The sequence below is a fragment of the Winogradskyella ursingii genome (assembly GCF_013403975.1).
Taxonomy (GTDB): domain Bacteria; phylum Bacteroidota; class Bacteroidia; order Flavobacteriales; family Flavobacteriaceae; genus Winogradskyella; species Winogradskyella ursingii.
The window spans coordinates 40842-59475 of record NZ_JABFDH010000004.1; the positions used below are offsets into that span (position 1 = coordinate 40842).

Consider the following 18634-nt stretch of genomic DNA (forward strand, 5'->3'; position numbering starts at 1 on the left):
ATTTAGAACCAATTTTCTTTCATGCATTCTGCAAGTGCAGTACGCGCTCTATGGATAATTACCCATAGATTAGACGCAGTAATATCCAATTCATTACAAATAGTTTCCGTTTCGTAATTTAAAATAGTTTTCATTTTAAAAACCTCGGCTTGTTTCTCAGGCAATTTTGCTAGACAATCATAAATGGCATCTCCTAATTCCGAGTTTTCCATTGTGTCCTGTGCTGTTTTATCAAAGGGATCTGCAATACGTTCTTCCATCCAATCACCTTCGTCTTCATTGCCTGTGTTGTAGCTCATTCTGACCTCTGCTTTTCCTTTTTTTGAATTTATTTTACGATAGTGATCAATGATTTTACGTTTTAGAATCGAAATAAGCCATGTACGTTCGCTCGCTTCTCCTTTAAAATTTTTCATGGATTTGAGACCGGCCAAAAAAGTCTCAGACACCAAATCTTGTGCAATAACCCTGTCGTTAACGCGTGTTATGGTGTAATTAAAGAGATAATCGGAATATGCTTTTATCCAATTATTAGGATTTATTAGATGGTTTGGCATTTAGGGTTGCATTGCTTTTTTCAAAAGTAGGATAAAAATTTTGAAATTACCGAAACAATATTAACAGCTGTGGCCCTTTATCTTTGTTGATGATCTAGTGCCCGAGGTTTTTGAAGTGAAACCTAGCAGGTAAAGGTTACATAGAGCCGTGAAAACGTAAAAGCTTTTTTTAATAAACTTTTGCAGTTCATCAATTTCTATAAAAGAAACCGGTTGTAATGAATGAAACATACAAAATAAAAGTGCACCTCTAAAAAAGCATCAGAGATTTTTAAGTTTATTTAGGCTAATTCTACTATGTTCTATTTAATGTTTTACTAATTTATCGAGCCTCCAATAGTTACATTATGAATATCCTGATTAAAGATTCTATAAAGCCTTAGTCGCTACAATAAATCAGCTTTTTTTAATTAATCCCGCACGTCGCAGCAAAGCTTCTGGCTCAGGTTCTTTTCCTCTAAATTTTTTGTACAATACCATCGGATTTTCTGTACCTCCTTGTGAGAGAACAAACGTCTTGAATTTCTCAGCAACCGTTTTATTGAAAATACCTTCTTCCTTAAAATATTCAAAAGCATCGGCATCTAAAACTTCTGCCCATTTATAACTATAATAGCCTGAAGAATAACCTCCTTGAAAAATATGAGCAAATGAGGTACTCATACAATTTTCTATAACATCTGGGTAAAGTTTGGTGTCTTCAAAAGCTTTAAGCTCATGTGCTTTTACCACTTTGATGTCAGAAGGGTCAATGCCATGCCAGCTCATATCTAATAATCCAAAACTAATCTGTCTCAGCGTTTGCATGCCTTCATGGAAAGTGGCTGAAGCTTTTATTTTTTCAATATATTCCATCGGAATTACTTCACCTGTTTCGTAATGTTTAGCAAATAATTCTAGTGATTCTTTTTCGTAACACCAGTTTTCTAAAACCTGACTAGGTAATTCAACAAAGTCCCAATAAACGCTTGTTCCTGATAAACTCGGATAAGTTGTATTTGCCAACATACCATGTAGAGCATGCCCAAATTCGTGAAATAAGGTTGTGACCTCATTAAAAGTTAAAAGTGAAGGCTTGCTTTTGGTTGGTTTTGTAAAGTTGCATACTATTGATACGTGTGGACGTTCATTGTTTTCGTTTTTAATCATTTGAGTTTTATAGCTCGTCATCCAAGCTCCGTTACGTTTTCCAGATCGCGGGAAAAAATCTGCATAAAAGATGGATACCATTTCACCATCAGCATCCGTAACCTTATAAGTAAGTACGTCTTTATGGTATTTATCAATTGTATTGATTTCTTCAAATTGCAAACCGAATAATTTGTTGGCCACCAAAAAAGCTCCATCGATTACATTTTCTAGTTTAAAATATGGTTTCAGTTTTTCGTCATCCAAATCAAATAATTTCTGCTTCAATTTTTCGGAGTAATAAGCAGAATCCCATTTTTGGAGTTGGTCGATACCATCTAATTCTTTTGCAAATTTTTCGAGATTGTTAAATTCGGCTAAAGCAGCTGGCTTAGCTTTATCCAAAAGCTCATTTAAAAATGTATTAACAGTCTCTGGAGTTTCTGCCATACGTTCTTCCAATACAAAATGAGCATGTGTCTTGTAGCCTAATAGTTGCGCACGTTGAAAACGAAGATTGGCGATTTTTAAAACGATTTCTTGATTGTCTAATTCATCATTGTGAAACCCTTTGCTCCCAAAAGCTCTGGACAGATCTTCACGCAATTCCCGACGATCTGCATAGGTCATAAATGGGATATAACTTGGATAATCTAACGTGATGAGCCATCCGTCTTTATTTTTGCTTTCGGCTAATTGTTTGGCCGCTTCTTTTGCACCATCTGGCAAACCTGAGAGATCGTTTTCATCGGTAAGGTGCATTTCAAATTTATTGGTTTCGGCTAAAATATGTTCTCCAAACTTTAATTTTAATTGACTCAATTCTTTGTCAATAGCACGTAATTTTATCTTTTTATCATCTGAGAGATTTGCTCCATTTCTTGAAAAACCTTTGTATTTCTTATCTAGTAAGGTAGCTTGTTCCGTAGACAAATTGAGATTTGATTTATTGTCGTAAACGGATTTTACTCGTTTGAATAAATCTTCATTCAATGTAATGTCATTACTAAAATCAGATAATAATGGAGAGACCTCTTGAGCGATTTTTTGAATTTCATCGTTGGTTTCAGCAGAGTTCAAATTGAAGAAAATACTTGAGATTCTATCCAGTTCCTCTCCAGAATATTCCAATGCTTCTATAGTGTTTGAAAAATTAGGATCCTCAGAATTGTTCACTATAGTATCAATCTCCGCTTTTGTTTTATCAATGCTTGCTATAAAGGCAGGCAGAAAATCTTCTGTCTTGATTTTAGTAAAAGGAGCTGTATTATATTGGGTATTGAAACGTTGATTTAAAATGTTCATGTTATGTTATTTTTCCTATTAATTAATTGGAAATCTGAATTTTAACTAAATTTAAGATGATGAAGTAAGACTTGATAAGTACCTTTGCAGAATCTTAATAGCATTTGATGATATTGAGAAATTGATTAATAGCTAAAGGCCTTGATACGAAAGTATTGAGGCTTTTTTTATAGATTTTTAGCGGAATCAATTACTTTGGATTTTAATCCTTCTTTATAAATCATAATTTTATCAAGAACGCATTGGTCTGAGCTACCTAAAATTTGAGCTGCCAAAATTCCAGCATTTTTAGCTCCGTTCAAAGCTACCGTAGCAACTGGGACTCCTCCTGGCATTTGTAAAATAGATAAAACCGAATCCCAACCATCAATGGAGTTGCTGCTTTTTACAGGAACACCAATTACAGGTAAAGGCGATAAAGAGGCCACCATACCTGGCAGATGCGCTGCACCTCCTGCGCCAGCGATAATAACTTTTATATCTCTTGTGTGGGCGTTCTTCCCAAAGTCAAATAATTTTTCTGGTGTACGATGTGCCGAAACGATATCTACTTCGACTTCAATATCAAAACCTTTTAAAATATCTATAGCGTCTTGCATTACCGGCAAATCGCTTTTGCTTCCCATTATTACGGCTACTTTACTCATTTTGTTTTAATTTTGAAATTCAAATTTCAACTTGTTATTTTTCACTAATAACTTCTATATTTTGTTTTACTTTCTCAGCAATTTCGCGGGCTTTTGATACATCTTTATTCACAATTGTGACATGCCCCATTTTTCGAAATGGCCTTGTCTGTTTTTTACCATAAATATGCGGTGTTACTCCCTCCATGGCCATGATCTCTTCAATATTTTTATAGACCACATTACCTGTATGGTTGTCAGCACCTACCAAATTTACCATTACTCCAGCGACCTTACTATCCGTATTTCCTAAAGGTAAATTTAGTATGCATCTTAAATGCTGCTCAAATTGCGAAGTGTAACTGGCCTCAATACTGTAATGACCAGAATTATGAGGTCTGGGCGCAGATTCATTTACAATGATCTCATCATCTTTAGTTTGAAACATTTCAACCGCCAATAAGCCGACGTGTTTAAAGGCATTTGCCGTTCTCAAAGCAACAAGTTCTGCTTTTTTTGAAACGTCTTCTGTAATTCTTGCTGGGCAAATGACATATTCTACTTGGTTGGCTTCAGGATGAAATTCCATTTCAACCACAGGATAGGTCCTAACATCTCCTTTTTCGTTTCTAGCTACAATGACGGCCAATTCATTTTTAAACGGAATTAAATTTTCTGCTATACATTCTACGTTAGGTAATTCGTTTAAATCATCAAGCGTTCTAACAACTTTAACACCTTGGCCATCGTACCCAAATCTTGCGCTCTTCCATACAAACGGGAGTTTCAATCCTCCGTTTTTTATAGCATCTTTAATTTCGGATGTATGTGCAAAACGAGAAAAATCGGCTGTAGGAATTTTGTTGTCTCTGTAAAATAATTTTTGTGTGCCTTTATTTTGAATTGTACGCAACGTCTTAGAAGATGGAAATACTTTTACGCCTTCATCCTCAAGAGTTTCTAACGCATCAACATTGACATTTTCAATTTCAAAGGTCAATACGTCAACTTGTTTTCCAAAATTTAGGACTGTATTGTAATCCATTAAATCGCCAACTGTAAATTCGTTACAGGCCATACGAGAAGGAGCTTCTTCACTTGGATCTAACACGCAGGTGTAAATATCATATTTACGAGTATCATATAACAACATTTTGCCAAGTTGGCCGCCACCAAGAATGCCGAGCTTAAAATTGGAAGAAAAATAGTTCATCAATTTCAGTTGTTCCTTTAAAAAAAGGAATTTTTTTTAAGGTTAAATTAATCAGCTTTGAGACACAAAAATACACTAAATAAGGTATATACTTATAAAATGGTAAATCAAAAAATAGTCAAACGTCAATCAAATATGTATCTTTGCAACTCTAAAATAATTTCAGCGTGCTAAAGCTTCACGATCTTTATTTCAAACCTTTTATTTCTGAGCAGGAAATTCATGCTGCCGTGGAAAAAATGGTACAAGAAATTGCTACGGATTTAGATGACGAAATGCCTGTTTTTGTTGGTATTTTAAATGGCTCTTTTATGTTCGTGAGCGATTTTGTGAAGAAATATCCTAAGCCTTGTGAAGTAACCTTTATTAAACTAGCCTCTTATGAGGGTGTGAAATCCACAGAGGATATTCAGCGATTGATTGGGTTGACTCAGGATTTAACTGGGCGAACCGTTGTTATTTTAGAAGACATTATAGATTCGGGGAAGACATTGGAAGAAGTACATCGTATTTTTAAAAATGAAAATGTCAAAGAGCTGATTATAGCTACACTGTTCTACAAACCCGAAGCTTATGACAAAGACTTTAAACTTCATTATGTTGGAATTGAAATTCCCAATAAATTCATCGTCGGCTACGGTCTTGATTACGATGGTTTGGGAAGGGATTTGCCAGATGTATATCAACTTAAAACCACACAACACATGACTAATTTGGTCCTATTTGGCCCTCCAGGAGCAGGCAAAGGAACACAAGCTAATTTTTTAAAAGAAAAGTACGATTTAGTGCATATCTCAACTGGAGACGTGTTTAGATTTAATATAAAAAATGAGACCGCTTTAGGTATGTTGGCCAAATCTTACATGGACAAAGGTGAATTAGTGCCAGATCAAGTCACTATAGATATGTTGAACAAAGAGGTTGAAAAAAATACTGACGCTAAGGGATTTATTTTCGATGGTTTCCCAAGAACTAATGCACAAGCTAAGGCATTGGACGAATTAATGGACAGTAAAGATTCGCAAATTAATGCCATGGTAGCATTAGAGGTTGATGATGAAGTATTGGTCAATCGATTGCTCGAAAGAGGTAAAACAAGCGGAAGACCAGATGACGCAGACGAAAGTATTATTAGAAACAGAATTAAGGAATATTACGCAAAAACTGCTATTTTAAAGGATTATTACGCAGCACAGAATAAATATTATGGAGTTAATGGTGTTGGTAGCATCGAAGAAATTACCGAGCGATTAAGCCAAGTAATTGATAAACTCTAACAATGGATTTTATCGGACCAGAACTGATATTAGTGGTTTGGGCAGTTTTAATCATTTTTGGAATAGTATTACCCTTTATTGCATTAATAAGCATTCTAAAAAATAGATTTAAAGACAACGATAAACTAATTTGGGTGTTAGTGGTGCTGTTCTTACCGATATTAGGTTCAATTTTATATTTTGTTATGGGACGTTCTAAACGTCTTAGATAGGATTTAATTAATAAACGAGGTTCCCACTTTAATGGGAAATAACTATGACTGAAGGCAACTTTGTAGACTACGTAAAAATGCACGTCACTTCCGGTAATGGAGGTAAGGGTTCTACACACTTACATCGCGAAAAATATATTGCAAAGGGTGGTCCAGATGGCGGAGATGGTGGTCGTGGAGGTCATGTAATTATTAAAGGAAATTCCAATCTTTGGACATTAATTCACCTTAAATTTAAAAGGCATATTAGAGCAGGTCACGGTGAACACGGCAGTTCTGGCAGAAGCACAGGGGCAGACGGAGAAGATGCTATTGTAGAGGTACCATTAGGAACAGTTGTACGCGATACTGAGTCGAACGAAATTCTTTTCGAAATTACTGAAGATGGAGAAGAAAAAATTATAGCCGAAGGTGGTATGGGAGGTCGTGGCAATTGGCATTTTAAAAGTTCCGTGAATCAGACTCCACGCTATGCCCAGCCTGGTATTCCTCATGAGGAGCGACATATTACCTTAGAGCTTAAAGTGCTCGCAGACGTTGGTTTGGTTGGATTTCCAAATGCTGGAAAATCTACCTTATTATCTGTTTTAACATCAGCGAAACCTAAAATCGCTGACTATGAATTCACAACTTTAAAACCAAATTTAGGTATTGTGCAATATCGCGATTTTCAATCGTTTGTTATGGCAGATATTCCTGGGATAATTGAAGGTGCTGCCGAGGGTAAAGGCTTAGGTTATTATTTTTTAAGGCATATTGAGCGTAATTCAATTCTACTATTTTTAATACCTGCAGATGCAAAGGATATTGTTGAACAGTATGAAATTCTTTTGGATGAATTGAGGCGTTACAATCCTGAAATGTTAGATAAAGAACGTTTTGTTTGTATCTCAAAATCAGATATGCTCGATACAGAATTAAAATCTGAAATGTCTGCAATTCTTGATAAAAACCTTGATGCCAATTACATGTTTATTTCATCTGTTGCTCAACAAGGCTTGACTGAATTGAAAGATAAGCTTTGGAAAATGTTGAATGATTAACAGGTCATCGAATCAATCATTTTTTTCAATTTTCGTATCTTTAAAATAAAAAGATATGAAAATCCTCAAATTTTTAATTGCAGCACTATTGCTTACTTCGTGCGGAACTGTAGTCAACTACGACTATGAAAAATCTACAGATTTTAACCAATACAAAACCTATAATTACTTTTCTGATATGCAAACCGGCTTAAGCGGTTTGGACAATAAACGGTTAATACGCGCTATCGATTCTGAATTGGAAAATATGGGATTAACGCTAAGTGATAATCCAGATTTTTACATTGATATTCAAAGTCAAGATTTACAAAATAGAAATAATAGCAATGTTGGAGTGGGAGTTGGTGGAACAGGTAGAAGTGTTGGTGGAGGTGTTTCTGTCGGAATTCCATTGGGTGGAAGTCAATACTCCCGTGAAATTGTGATTGATTTTGTAGATAAACAGCAAGGCGAAAAACTATTTTGGCAGGCCGTAAGTGAAAGTAGGTACAATCAAAACGCTAGTCCGGAAAACCGTCAAGCTTATTTTGATGCTTTAGTAAAAAAGATATTTGAAGGTTACCCTCCTGAGAAGTAATTTTGCCATAACGTACTCGATGCCTAATATCTTTTGAATAATAGATTCTTGTCTATGTAGGAATTACAAAGTTTATTATCGGAAAGCAGAATTACTAAATTCTGTCTTAATTTTATCATTTCCCTAACATTTTAAACTTCAAATTCCATCTGCGGTTTCGTAAATTTGAAAGAAACCAAAAAGAAATTATGGAAAATTTAAAAGGAAAAGTAGCACTTATAACTGGTGGTACAAAAGGTATAGGATATGGCGTGGCAGAAGCACTACTCAATCAAGGATTAAAAGTAGTGATAACAAGTCGCGACAGGCATTCGGCGGATAAAGCGGCTAAAGATTTAGCCTCAAAAACCAATACTACAGGCGCGGTCATTGGAATACAGGCCGATGTTAGATTTTTAGACAATCAAAAAGATGCAGTTGACCAAGCGGTAAAAACCTTTGGACAATTAGATATTGTAATAGCTAACGCCGGCTTAGGTCATTTTGGAAGCATTGAAGAACTTACTTCAGAACAATGGAGCGATGTTATTGATACAAACTTAACAGGTGTTTTTAATTCTATAAAGGCCAGTGTGGACGCGCTTAAAAAATCAAAAGGATATTACATCACCATTTCGAGTTTAGCAGGAACTAATTTCTTTGCAGGAGGTTCAGCCTACAATGCAAGTAAATTTGGTGTTACAGGCTTTACTCAAGCTGTGATGCTGGATTTGAGACAATATGGAGTAAAAGTTAGTACTATTATGCCAGGTTCGGTTTCAACACATTTTAATGGTAATGAACCAAGTGACGAAGGAGCATGGAAAATTCAAATTGAAGATATTGGAGAGTTGGTTGTAGACTTGTTAAAAATGAATCCGAGAACGTTGCCTAGTAAAATTGAGGTTAGGCCAACAACTCCACCTAGCAAATAAAAAAACTCATTTATAAAATAGAAAAGGCTTCCGTTAGGAAGCCTTTTTGCTTAAATGGCCAGCTTTAGTATTCTGGTTTTCTTCTTTCGTTTTCCTGTTAATATAACTGTTTGGTTATCGATATTAATATTACCATTGTTTACTTTGTAATAAACTTTCGATTCCTTATCATCAATTAATTTTTTAAAATCAATATTACCACCTTCATTAATCATTATCATATATAGATTAGATTTTTTCGCATTAGTTTGTTTAAAAGCTATTCTATCAGCGGTCAGTTTTTTTATTTTATCAGAACAGTTTATAAAAAAGTATAAATTTTCTCCAACTGGTAGCGATGTGAACGAACTATTAGTAAATCCAGTTTGTGTCTTGTTTATGTTTCGTGCCCATTTTAGATTTCCATCTTTATCTAATCTCACACTCATGATATCATTAAAATGATAAATGGAATAGGTTCTCATTCCTCCGTTAGCACTCATGGACGTATGTGTTGTGACATAAAATTCTTCAGCATTAACAATGATATCTCCATTTGCCATCATATATACACCTCTAAAATCAATGTTGTTTACTCCTTTTTTCTTTTTTCGTTCTTTCTTTCCTTTTTTATCGCCGTACTTATCTGTCATAAACTCTTCTGAAAAAGGCGTGAATTTTTCGTTCTGCATTGCTAAGTTGTTAGGATCCAGATTTAATAAGCAAACACCATTATATCTGCCTTCATCTTTCTTACCATAAAAGCCCACACAGGCTAATCTATTGTTTTGTTTTATCAATTCTAAAGAAGAAATAAATTTATCAGCGTATTTAAAATTGGTCTTGTTTTGTCCTTTGGCATTAACCTTATAGAGTTCAAAGTGGTAGTTCGCTTTGCCATTCTTTTTTGTTTTTTTTGATTTATTTTCAAATGATTTACCCAAAAAATAGACTGTGCCGTCCTTATCATCTACATCAATACTATTGTATTCAAAAAATTTGTCTTTTATATCTTTCTGAATAAGTTGCTCATAGACTTTTTCGAAATTGGTATTAAAAACAAAAACTTGGTGGGTTTCTTTATCTTTATTTTTGATATCAAAATTTATGACGAAAAAATTGTTCTGGCTTGATAATACTACCTCGCCAAGGTGATTACCATCTAATCTAGACGAATTATCTATAAAAAAAGGGAATATGCCAAATCCGAAATATTTCTGCAATTTATCTTCAGAGAAAGAGATGATTTCTTTTGTGCTAAATTTCAAATCCTCAATATCAGAAGAGACCGAATTGAATTTTATTTGATCACTCTTTTTATCATGTTCAAATTCAATTAAATGTAGTTGATTGTTTTTTATAAACGCATTCTTTATGAGCTTGTTTTTAACTTCATATTCAATTTCTTTAATAAGATTTAGATCAGAATCAAAATGTTGTATGTAGTATCCTTTTAATTTTGGTATAAGTCCTCCAAGAAACGATCGGATTGTAATTAGACCTCCATTTTCGTCTTCTAAAGAAAAAACCAAATTGCTATGCTTTTTGGAGTCTTTGAAAATTTCACTTTTAACCATTAAGACCTCTTGTGCCGAAAAAGTTACGGTGAAAAACAATAATAGTAGTAGTGTAATTCTTTTCATGTTAAATTTAGTTTAGTAAACAAATATAAATTTTTATAAACGCTAAACTAAAATCATATGGAAAAAGCCTCAAATATTAAAACCTTCTACTTAATCTACAATAATTCTAACTCCCTCACTATGACTGCTAAACTCTGGTGCATACATGCTTTGGATGGTACTAATTCCATTGCTCATATCACCAGCATTGTTTACTCTAAGATCATATTCAAAGACATAAACTCCTTTTGGTAAATAGTCCATAAAGAAATTGGTGGCTGCATCTTTAGTGCTTTCGTAATACCCCAAACCATCTTGCCATTTGTACTGCGATAATACGTTGATGGGCTCTAAACCAGAAGCTCTCATATCTTTTAGGTGAATGAATTCCATATTGCGGTCAGTTCGTAATTCAATTCTAACTCTGATTAAATCACCAACTTTTAAATCGGTTTCTTTTGTGATTTCTGAAATTTTCTCACCTTTATCTGTATTCTTTTTCAAGAATAATTTCTTACTCAATTGCAATGGTGTTTCGGCAGAGGTGATTTTATCCAAATCCTCAAAGTACTGCCAATACATTGCGCCCCAGGCAATACCGTCACCCTTTTTAGAAATAGTAACGTCTGCCATTTCTGGTTTAATTTCAGAACCTGTCCAAGACGTTTTATAGTAACCTGTGCCAGCTTCTAATTTTACATTTTCTAAAGTTGAAGGGTCAATGGTTTTGTTCCCAACTCTTACATCGACCATATCTGTAACATTCAACCAATCGCTACCTTGTAAAAGCAATGCGTAAACGGCTTCAGTAGTAGCTTTGGTCGTTTTCCATCGATTGGTTTGCTTATTTTTAAGTAACCAAATTTTCATGTTGTCGACGTCCGTAAGGTTTTTTGACTCACTTTGGATGCCAGTTCCAACTTCAGCGAAAGCTTCAATTAACAAGGATTGTGTTTCTATTGGTGCTTGATACCAGTGCCACGAATTGGTATTGCTTTTCCAGTACATGCCTAATTCTTCAGAATTAATGCTGTTTTCTTTTAAAGACTTTACAATTTTATTTGCTGTAGTTGCATCATCCATTCGGTTCATTGCCAACGCCATTAAGCCTTTTGCATATAAAGAACGTGATAACCAGTATTTCTTTATTTGATTTTTATAATAATCCATTACGGTCTTCACTTCTTTTGAAGCCTTAATCTTAGGGTAAAAGCTTCGAACATACAAATAGTGAAGTTGCATGTGTGATAAATGATCTTTGGTCAAGTCCACATTTTCATTATGCTTTTTTAGGTTATTGTATTCTTTTATAAATTCAGCATCTAAATATTGAACGGCCCTCTGGATCATTTGCATTTCTGCTTCGCTCGAAGCGACATTCAATTTTTTTAAGTGTCCAAAACCACCAACAATATGTTGGGTAATATAACGGTTGTCACGACCACCATTAAACCAAGGCCACGCACCAGAAGTGTATTGGTTGTTTTTTAGTTTTAGCATGGCAGACTGTAATTCATTATTCATTTTATTAAGGTCGAATAATAAACCGATACGTTTTTTTTGCTCAGTTTCTGAATGTGCATCACGTAACCATGGTGTTTCTTGGATTAAAATCGATTTCAATTCTTGATTTTTTTCAAGGTTAGAAATTAAGGCTTCCTGAGAGGCCCATTGGTTGAAAACCGCTTCAATCTTTGGATTGGATTTTACAATGTGCTGCGCCAATGCGTTGGCATAATAACGTGCAAATGTTTGCTCATTACAGTCGTATGGGTATTCCATTAAATATGGTAATGCCTGTACGGCATACCATGCTGGATTTGATGTCATCTCTAACGTCAATTTGTGATGATTGAGCGTAGTTGAATTTTGGTTTTTCAGCTTATCTAACGTAAACGTTTTGGTTTCATTAGAACGAATCCACATTGGTAAGGTTTCTGTAACCAACATTCTGTTGCTCAGAACAGGTAATGCGCTTTGCTCGCCATCGCTAAAATCTCCAGCCTTGGCGATAACTTTGTATTGTACGGCATCGGTACCATTTGGAATGGTTAAATTCCATGAAACTTGTGTATTGCCTTTAGAATCTACGCTGAAGTTTTTGGTCGCTGAGATTGTTGCTGAGCTTGTTGAAGTGCCCGAGCCGACATTTTTATTTTTAGCTTCTGTGTACTCCAGAGTATTAGTCATCAATAGGCTATTATTAATGTTTTCTCCAGTAATTGGATTTGTTAAAATCAATTGTGCAGAACCAGACAGCTTATTTTCCGTAAGATTTGCGATTTTGCTACTAATTGTAATTTGGTCTCCTTCTCGCAAGAAACGTGGTGCATTTGGGATAACCATCAATTCTTTTTGAGTCACTGTTTCCATTTGCGTTACAGTACTTTCCAAAGTTTTGGTGTGTGCCAATAATTGCAATTTCCATTTGGTAAGAGCTTCTGGTGCTGTAAAATTAAAACTTACGTTGCCTTCTTCGTCAGTTTGTAATTGCGGAAAGAAGAATGCGGTTTCGTTTAGGTTTTTACGGATTTGGATGTTGTCTCTATCTAATTCTTTTTCATTATTTTCAAATTCATTATTGGAATTTTGTATTGATGAATCAGCTTCTTCCATTTCTGCTGTTTCATAACCGGTTACAACAACTTCATCCAAAGTTGATTCAGCTGCTGCATCTTCAACTATCATAGCTTCAGGCGAACTTATTTTGCTATAAGAAACGTTTCCTCTGGTTTGTCTCAACCTATAATTGTTGCCAAAATAAAGCCCAAACCAATTTAATCGATCATAGTTTTGGTATGGATAACTTGGAATGCTTTCAAAATTATTAAACAGTCTAAAATTAGTAGTGCCGAAACTCTGTCTGGCGTTTCTATTAATTCTTCCGTAATAAGAAGGATTGCTGATTGGGTTGAAACTCCAGTCATGTCCTCTAAATTCGTCCAAAGATGCATCGTACATACTAGCCAACAACTCGGCAGACACTTTATCTCCTTGCGGTCCCTTAATCTTAAAGCTCCAAGTTTCTTCTTGTCCTGGTTGTAGCTTATCTCTAAAAGTTAGGGTTTCAATTTGTAAATCGGTTTTTGGATAGGGTACATTAATCCTGATGTTTTTGGACACAAAAGAGTTGAATGCGGCAAAACTACAGTGCACAACAAAGCCACCTAAATCACCTTCCAAAACGGGAATGCTTATGGTCTGTTTTGAATCGCTGAGGTTGACTAACTGTGTCATGAAAATTTTATTATTTTTTTCCACTTCAACAGTTACTGTGATGTCTTTCGCAGCAGTACAAAGATTTAATTTTGCAATATCTCCAGCTTCGTAACTGTCTTTATTAAGATACATTTCAAAAAGTTGATTATCCGCTACGTTCTTGTCGTCATGGTTATATAAGTCAACAAAAGCTTCATCCTTAATCTCTAATCCAAATTTATCTTTACTTTCTAAAACGATAATATATTTACCGGAATCCCATCGATTTATATGATCAATGATGATGTCTTTATTCTTTTCAGTATTAAATGTAGTGCTGAAGACTTCTTTACCGCGTTTCCAGTTGGTCACCTTATCTTCGTTTTCATAAGGTTCGTGAGGAAATAGGTTTTTAAATTCATCTTTTGAAATCACTTGATAATCTGGAGCATTCCAAGGTCTGGTGCGTAGCACATTTTCTGGCGCATCTAGCTTATAGATTGTTATAGTACCTTTTGCATGTACATATTCTCCATTTAGATTTCTTGAGTTAATAGACAATGCAACTTGTTTCTTTGATTTATCTATGCGTTGAGGTGCCTTAACCGTAACCGTCATGGTATGATGGCCAACATTGACAATTGTTGTAGTCGTCCGTGTTTCGCCATTTATATCCGTAACATCTGCAGTAACTTCATATCGGAAAACAGGAAGATTCTCTTTTGAAACACTTTCATCTGGTATGGCTTTAAATGTAATATCAAACTCCCCTTTGTCATTGGTTTGTGTTTCTCCAAAAGTAATTTCCTGAGGTTCGGAATTAAAAAACGGTCGTCTCCAATAATACCAACTCGGATATTGTACTTGGCGTTTTACACGATACACTACTTTAGCGTCCGTGATATTGCTTCCGGCAAAAGCAACGGCTTTTCCGTTTACCGTAATACTGTCATTAACCTTAAAAGTATCTGTAACTGGGTTGAATTCTGGTTTGAATTTTGGGCGCTTGTATTCTTCTACAGAGAAATAGGTGTAACCGCTATTACCACAGAACATTTCAATAGAAAAGTTACCTGTTAGTCCACCATTGGGTAAAATGAATTCTCCATGAACAGAACCAAATTCATTGGTTTGTAAAGAAAGTTCGCTCAGTACTTCTCCATTTACATTTTTTAAGCGGACTTGGGCTGGTTGATCGGCATAAACCTCTGCTTTTTCATCTTTTCTCTCAGTGGAAATACCTTTAAAATATACAGTTTGGCCTGGTCTGTAAATACTACGATCGGTAAATAAAAAGTTGGTGTATTGAAAATTGGTGTTTGTTCGTGGTTCATATTTCTGTGATATATAATAATCACCAAAATAGGCGGTTTCTCCGTTCAAAACGGCTTTTACTTCAATATCCCTGTAACGGTTGTAATCTTTTTCAAATTGAAATTTACCATATCGATCTGTGGTAAATGATTTCTTCCAAACCCGGTTGAACTGATTCTGGACATAAGCAACTTCAATTTTTGCGTCTACAATTGGTTTACCATTGTTTCTATCGATCAATTGGTAATTGTGAGTATTGTTGTCGCTCGACTCTATGAGAGCGAAATCCGTAACTTGAAAATGTGTTACACCAAAAACATTGGCATCTGTGTTAGTAATGGCTTGAATGAGATATAGGCCGTTTTTCAATCTTGGAATAATAATCTCTGTGCTATGCTGTTGGTAATCGCCTTCGTTTTTTAAAGTTGAAGAAAATGATACTTCTTCATTTAACGCTTTTAAGAAATTCTGCTTGGCAACAGTGTTATGGATTTTGTTGTATGCCTCTAATTTAGACTTTGTAATTTTAAAAATTTTAAAATCTAGGGCGGAAAGATTTTTGTAAGTCACCAACAGTTTTGAAGGTGAGTTAATCGGTAAAAATTCTTCGGCTTGTAATCTTAAATTGGGTTGAAGAATGTTTTGTTTTAAGATGTAGCACTTTTCCGCTCCATCACTTTTTGGATGAGCAGAAATAACTTGGTTGCAAAGTTCCAAGGCTTCTTTGAGTTTCCAACGATGCGCCATTTCTTCTTCACCTTGCAGTTGGTTGCTTTGATATCTTAACCCTTGTTGTTGGTATGCGGCAGCAATTTCAAAATTGTATAGAGAAGATAAAGGTGAATCCTGTAATGCCAAAGCTTTTTGTTTAAGGGACTCAAGGTATAATACTTCTTTATTTTGAAATGTGGCATGTTCAAGCACAAATTGAAGGCGCTCAATATCCACGGCAACAAATGCTTTAGAATTCATATCCTTACTGTGAAACTGCAACAAATTTTGATAGATTTTAAGCGCATTCAACTGTAAAGACAATGAATCTTTTGATATTAAATTGAGTTGAATAAATTTCTCACTATTGGTAATGTATTCGGTATCATCAATTGTAAATTTATAAGATGGTTTGGTGATGCTATTTTCATCCGTTTTATAAAATTCTAACGCATTGTGACTCAATAAATCATACAGCATAGGACGATAGTCTTTTGAGTTCTTTACTTCATGAATCAATACACTGTATTTATCCAAGTTTTCATCTTGAAGCAAATTCTTATCCTGAAGCGAACGTTGGTAATAGGTGTGTATTTCATTAAAAAGGGTTTCTAAATCCCAAGTTCTAAAATCCACCTCGTCGACTTTGGCTTCCGTTGTTGTTCGATCATAAAATTTATAGCGATTTTGTTGAAAATACTGCCAATAGAGATTGGCCAGCATATTTTCTAACAGATGTTTTGTTATGGTATCTGCAGAAGCAATTTCAGATTTAAAAAGGTCGACGATATTTATTTGCGCATCTTCTTCTAGCGTGAGCATGTATTTACTTTTATAAAGAAGTGCTTTGATGCGTTGTGGTTTATCGTTTTCTTTAATCGCTTTTTGGTAAATGTCTTCAACCTGTTCTGCCGCACTTTTTGTGAGACCTTCGTTTTCAAGTTTAGTAACAGCTTTCCACTGACCACTAAAGATGTTTTGTGCATATGTAAAAGTGGCGAAGCATATAAGCATTAGTATAGATATATATTGTTTCATGGCAGATGGAAATGTTTGTCAAAGTACCTTCAAAAGGTATTCCAAAAAAAACAGAAACACGTAAAGTGTGGCTTTCAATGAGTGAAGTTAAGCAATTTGTTAGTGAAACATTACGTTAACAAATGAGATTTTGGCACTAAATTTGAAATCGTATTTTTACCGTATAAATAGCAATTCAATGTATAGATTTTTTTGGATATTTTTTATTTCAGCCTTAGGTCTTTCACAATCACCTAAAACCAATGCACAGCAATTTATGGACAAAAAGCAATACCAAAACGCTCAGAGCGAAATGCAAATCTATTTAGAGTCAAATCCCAATGATAAGGAAGCTATAGAATTATTAGGTGATGCATATGGTCATCAAAAAAAATGGGATGAATCTATTAATCAATACGAAAAATTAGTAAAAAAAGAACCTAGCAATGCAGATTACCACTATAAATATGGTGGTGCATTAGGTATGAAAGCATTGAGTATTAGTAAAATTAAAGCGTTAGGAATTATTGGTGATGTAAAATCATCATTTTTAAAAGCGGCCGAACTAGATTCAAAACATATTGATGCGCGTTGGGCTTTGGTGGAATTGTATGTGTCTCTGCCAGGCATTGTTGGCGGGAGCTTTTCAAAAGCTTTAAAGTATGCTGATGAATTAGAAAACTTATCTAAAGTTGATGGTTATTTAGCAAAGGGATATGTTTACGAATATGACGACGAACCAGAACTAGCAGAAAAGTATTATAGGTTAGCCATAAAAGTTGGAGGTTCTATTACCTGCTACGAAAAGCTAACAAGTTTTTATGAAAAACAAAACCAGCCAGATAAGGCTATTGGTAATATGGAGGTCGCTCAGCAAAAACATCAACGCAATTCACTACACTACCAAATAGGCAAAGTTGCTGCCGATTATAATATCCAATTAGAAAAGGGAGAAAAATGCCTAAATGCCTATTTATCCAATCATTCTGCAAAAGATGGAGTTCCCAAAGCCTGGGCATATTACAGGTTGGCTCAAATCCATAAACATAAGCAGAATAAAACGGAAGCTTTAAAATGGATTGATAAAGCCATAGACGGTTTGCCGGATATTGATGTGTTTAAAGAGGAAAAGAACACAATCACCAAACTCTAAAATTCAAATTTATAGATGATAGAATGCCGCAGACATTGTGGCATAATTTTTTGTTAAAAAGTTAAAATTAATAGTAATACTATTATATTTGCAATTAAATATTTTAAATATGATTGATTTACTTTCAAATATAAAAATTGCAGTACCCAATAAAATTTATATTAAAGATCCAGAATCCTCAGCTTTAGGCAAACGAATTGTTGAGAATAGTATTTTATTAATAGATGAAATTGGCTTTGATAATTTTACTTTCAAGAAATTGGGTGCTAAAATTGGCTCGAACGAAAGTTCAATCTACCGTTATTTCGAGAGCAAACATAAACTTTTGCTTTATTTGACCTCATGGTATTGGGCTTGGATTGAATATCAATTGGTATTTGCTTCTCACAACTTACCAGACCCAGAAGAAAAGTTGGTAAAGGCAATTGAGATTGTAACTCGCACCATTAAAGAAGATACTACGATATCCCATATTAACGAAGTGGTTTTAAATCGAATCATCATTAATGAAAATTCTAAATCCTTTTTAACTAAAGAGGTCGATACGGAAAATAAGGAAGGGTATTTTGAAGTATATAAACGTTTAATAAAGCGCTTAAAAACTATGATTTTAGAAATCAACCCAAAATACCAATTTGCCTTGAGTTTGGCCAGTACAATTGTAGAAGGTGCATTGCACCAACATTTCTTGAAAGATCATTTTTCTTCCATTACCGATTGTGGTAAACAGGTAAGCCCAACAGAATTTTTTACGCAATTAACCATTAATTCAATAACCAAATATTAAG

At 34.6% G+C, this 18634-nt stretch carries 13 protein-coding genes; 7 read left to right on the forward strand and 6 right to left on the reverse strand.

Annotation, left to right across the window (positions count from 1 at the left end):
• Positions 1-2: 2 nt before the first annotated feature.
• From HM983_RS10525 to HM983_RS10540, 4 genes are all read right to left on the reverse strand, one after another.
• Positions 3-557, reverse strand: coding sequence for a sigma-70 family RNA polymerase sigma factor (locus tag HM983_RS10525; RefSeq protein WP_179345401.1), 555 nt, complete (start codon positions 555-557; stop codon positions 3-5).
• A 396-nt stretch (positions 558-953) separates the two neighbouring features.
• Positions 954-2990, reverse strand: coding sequence for a M3 family metallopeptidase (locus tag HM983_RS10530; protein ID WP_179345402.1), 2037 nt, complete (start codon positions 2988-2990; stop codon positions 954-956).
• Positions 2991-3157: 167 nt separating this feature from the next.
• A complete protein-coding gene (gene purE / locus HM983_RS10535) occupies positions 3158-3637 on the reverse strand; it encodes a 5-(carboxyamino)imidazole ribonucleotide mutase (RefSeq protein ID WP_179345403.1) in 480 nt (159 codons plus the stop codon).
• Positions 3638-3671: 34 nt separating this feature from the next.
• A complete protein-coding gene (locus HM983_RS10540) occupies positions 3672-4829 on the reverse strand; it encodes a 5-(carboxyamino)imidazole ribonucleotide synthase (protein ID WP_179345404.1) in 1158 nt (385 codons plus the stop codon).
• A 167-nt stretch (positions 4830-4996) separates the two neighbouring features.
• Here HM983_RS10540 and HM983_RS10545 point away from each other — a divergent pair, with 167 nt between their 5' ends.
• From HM983_RS10545 to HM983_RS10565, 5 genes are all read left to right on the forward strand, one after another.
• Complete coding sequence (locus tag HM983_RS10545; protein WP_179345405.1) at positions 4997-6106, forward strand: adenylate kinase; 1110 nt, start codon at positions 4997-4999, stop codon at positions 6104-6106.
• Positions 6107-6108: 2 nt separating this feature from the next.
• Positions 6109-6318, forward strand: a complete 210-nt coding sequence (locus HM983_RS10550) for a PLDc N-terminal domain-containing protein (RefSeq protein WP_179345406.1) — start codon at positions 6109-6111, stop codon at positions 6316-6318.
• 44 nt (positions 6319-6362) lie between these two features.
• The gene (gene obgE, locus HM983_RS10555) at positions 6363-7361 is read left to right on the forward strand and encodes a GTPase ObgE (RefSeq protein ID WP_179345407.1); all 999 of its coding nucleotides are present in this window, start codon (positions 6363-6365) and stop codon (positions 7359-7361) included.
• Between the two features lie 55 nt (positions 7362-7416).
• Positions 7417-7938 carry a DUF4136 domain-containing protein gene (locus HM983_RS10560; protein WP_179345408.1) on the forward strand — a complete coding sequence of 174 codons (522 nt, stop codon included), beginning with the start codon at positions 7417-7419 and terminating at the stop codon, positions 7936-7938.
• 188 nt (positions 7939-8126) lie between these two features.
• Entirely contained in the window at positions 8127-8852 is a 726-nt protein-coding gene (locus HM983_RS10565; protein WP_179345409.1) for an SDR family oxidoreductase, read from the forward strand.
• Between the two features lie 50 nt (positions 8853-8902).
• Here HM983_RS10565 and HM983_RS10570 read toward each other — a convergent pair whose 3' ends face one another.
• Together HM983_RS10570 and HM983_RS10575 are read right to left on the reverse strand one after the other, a co-directional pair.
• Entirely contained in the window at positions 8903-10474 is a 1572-nt protein-coding gene (locus tag HM983_RS10570) for a hypothetical protein (RefSeq protein WP_179345410.1), read from the reverse strand.
• Positions 10475-10564: 90 nt separating this feature from the next.
• On the reverse strand, positions 10565-16714 hold the full coding sequence (locus tag HM983_RS10575) for an alpha-2-macroglobulin family protein (protein ID WP_179345411.1): 6150 nt from the start codon (positions 16712-16714) through the stop codon (positions 10565-10567).
• A 178-nt stretch (positions 16715-16892) separates the two neighbouring features.
• On the opposite strand from HM983_RS10575, the gene HM983_RS10580 reads away from it, so the two are divergent.
• Both HM983_RS10580 and HM983_RS10585 read left to right on the forward strand, forming a co-directional pair.
• Positions 16893-17846, forward strand: coding sequence for a tetratricopeptide repeat protein (locus tag HM983_RS10580; protein ID WP_179345412.1), 954 nt, complete (start codon positions 16893-16895; stop codon positions 17844-17846).
• A gap of 109 nt (positions 17847-17955) precedes the next feature.
• Positions 17956-18633, forward strand: a complete 678-nt coding sequence (locus tag HM983_RS10585; RefSeq protein ID WP_179345413.1) for a TetR/AcrR family transcriptional regulator — start codon at positions 17956-17958, stop codon at positions 18631-18633.
• Position 18634: the final 1 nt, after the last annotated feature.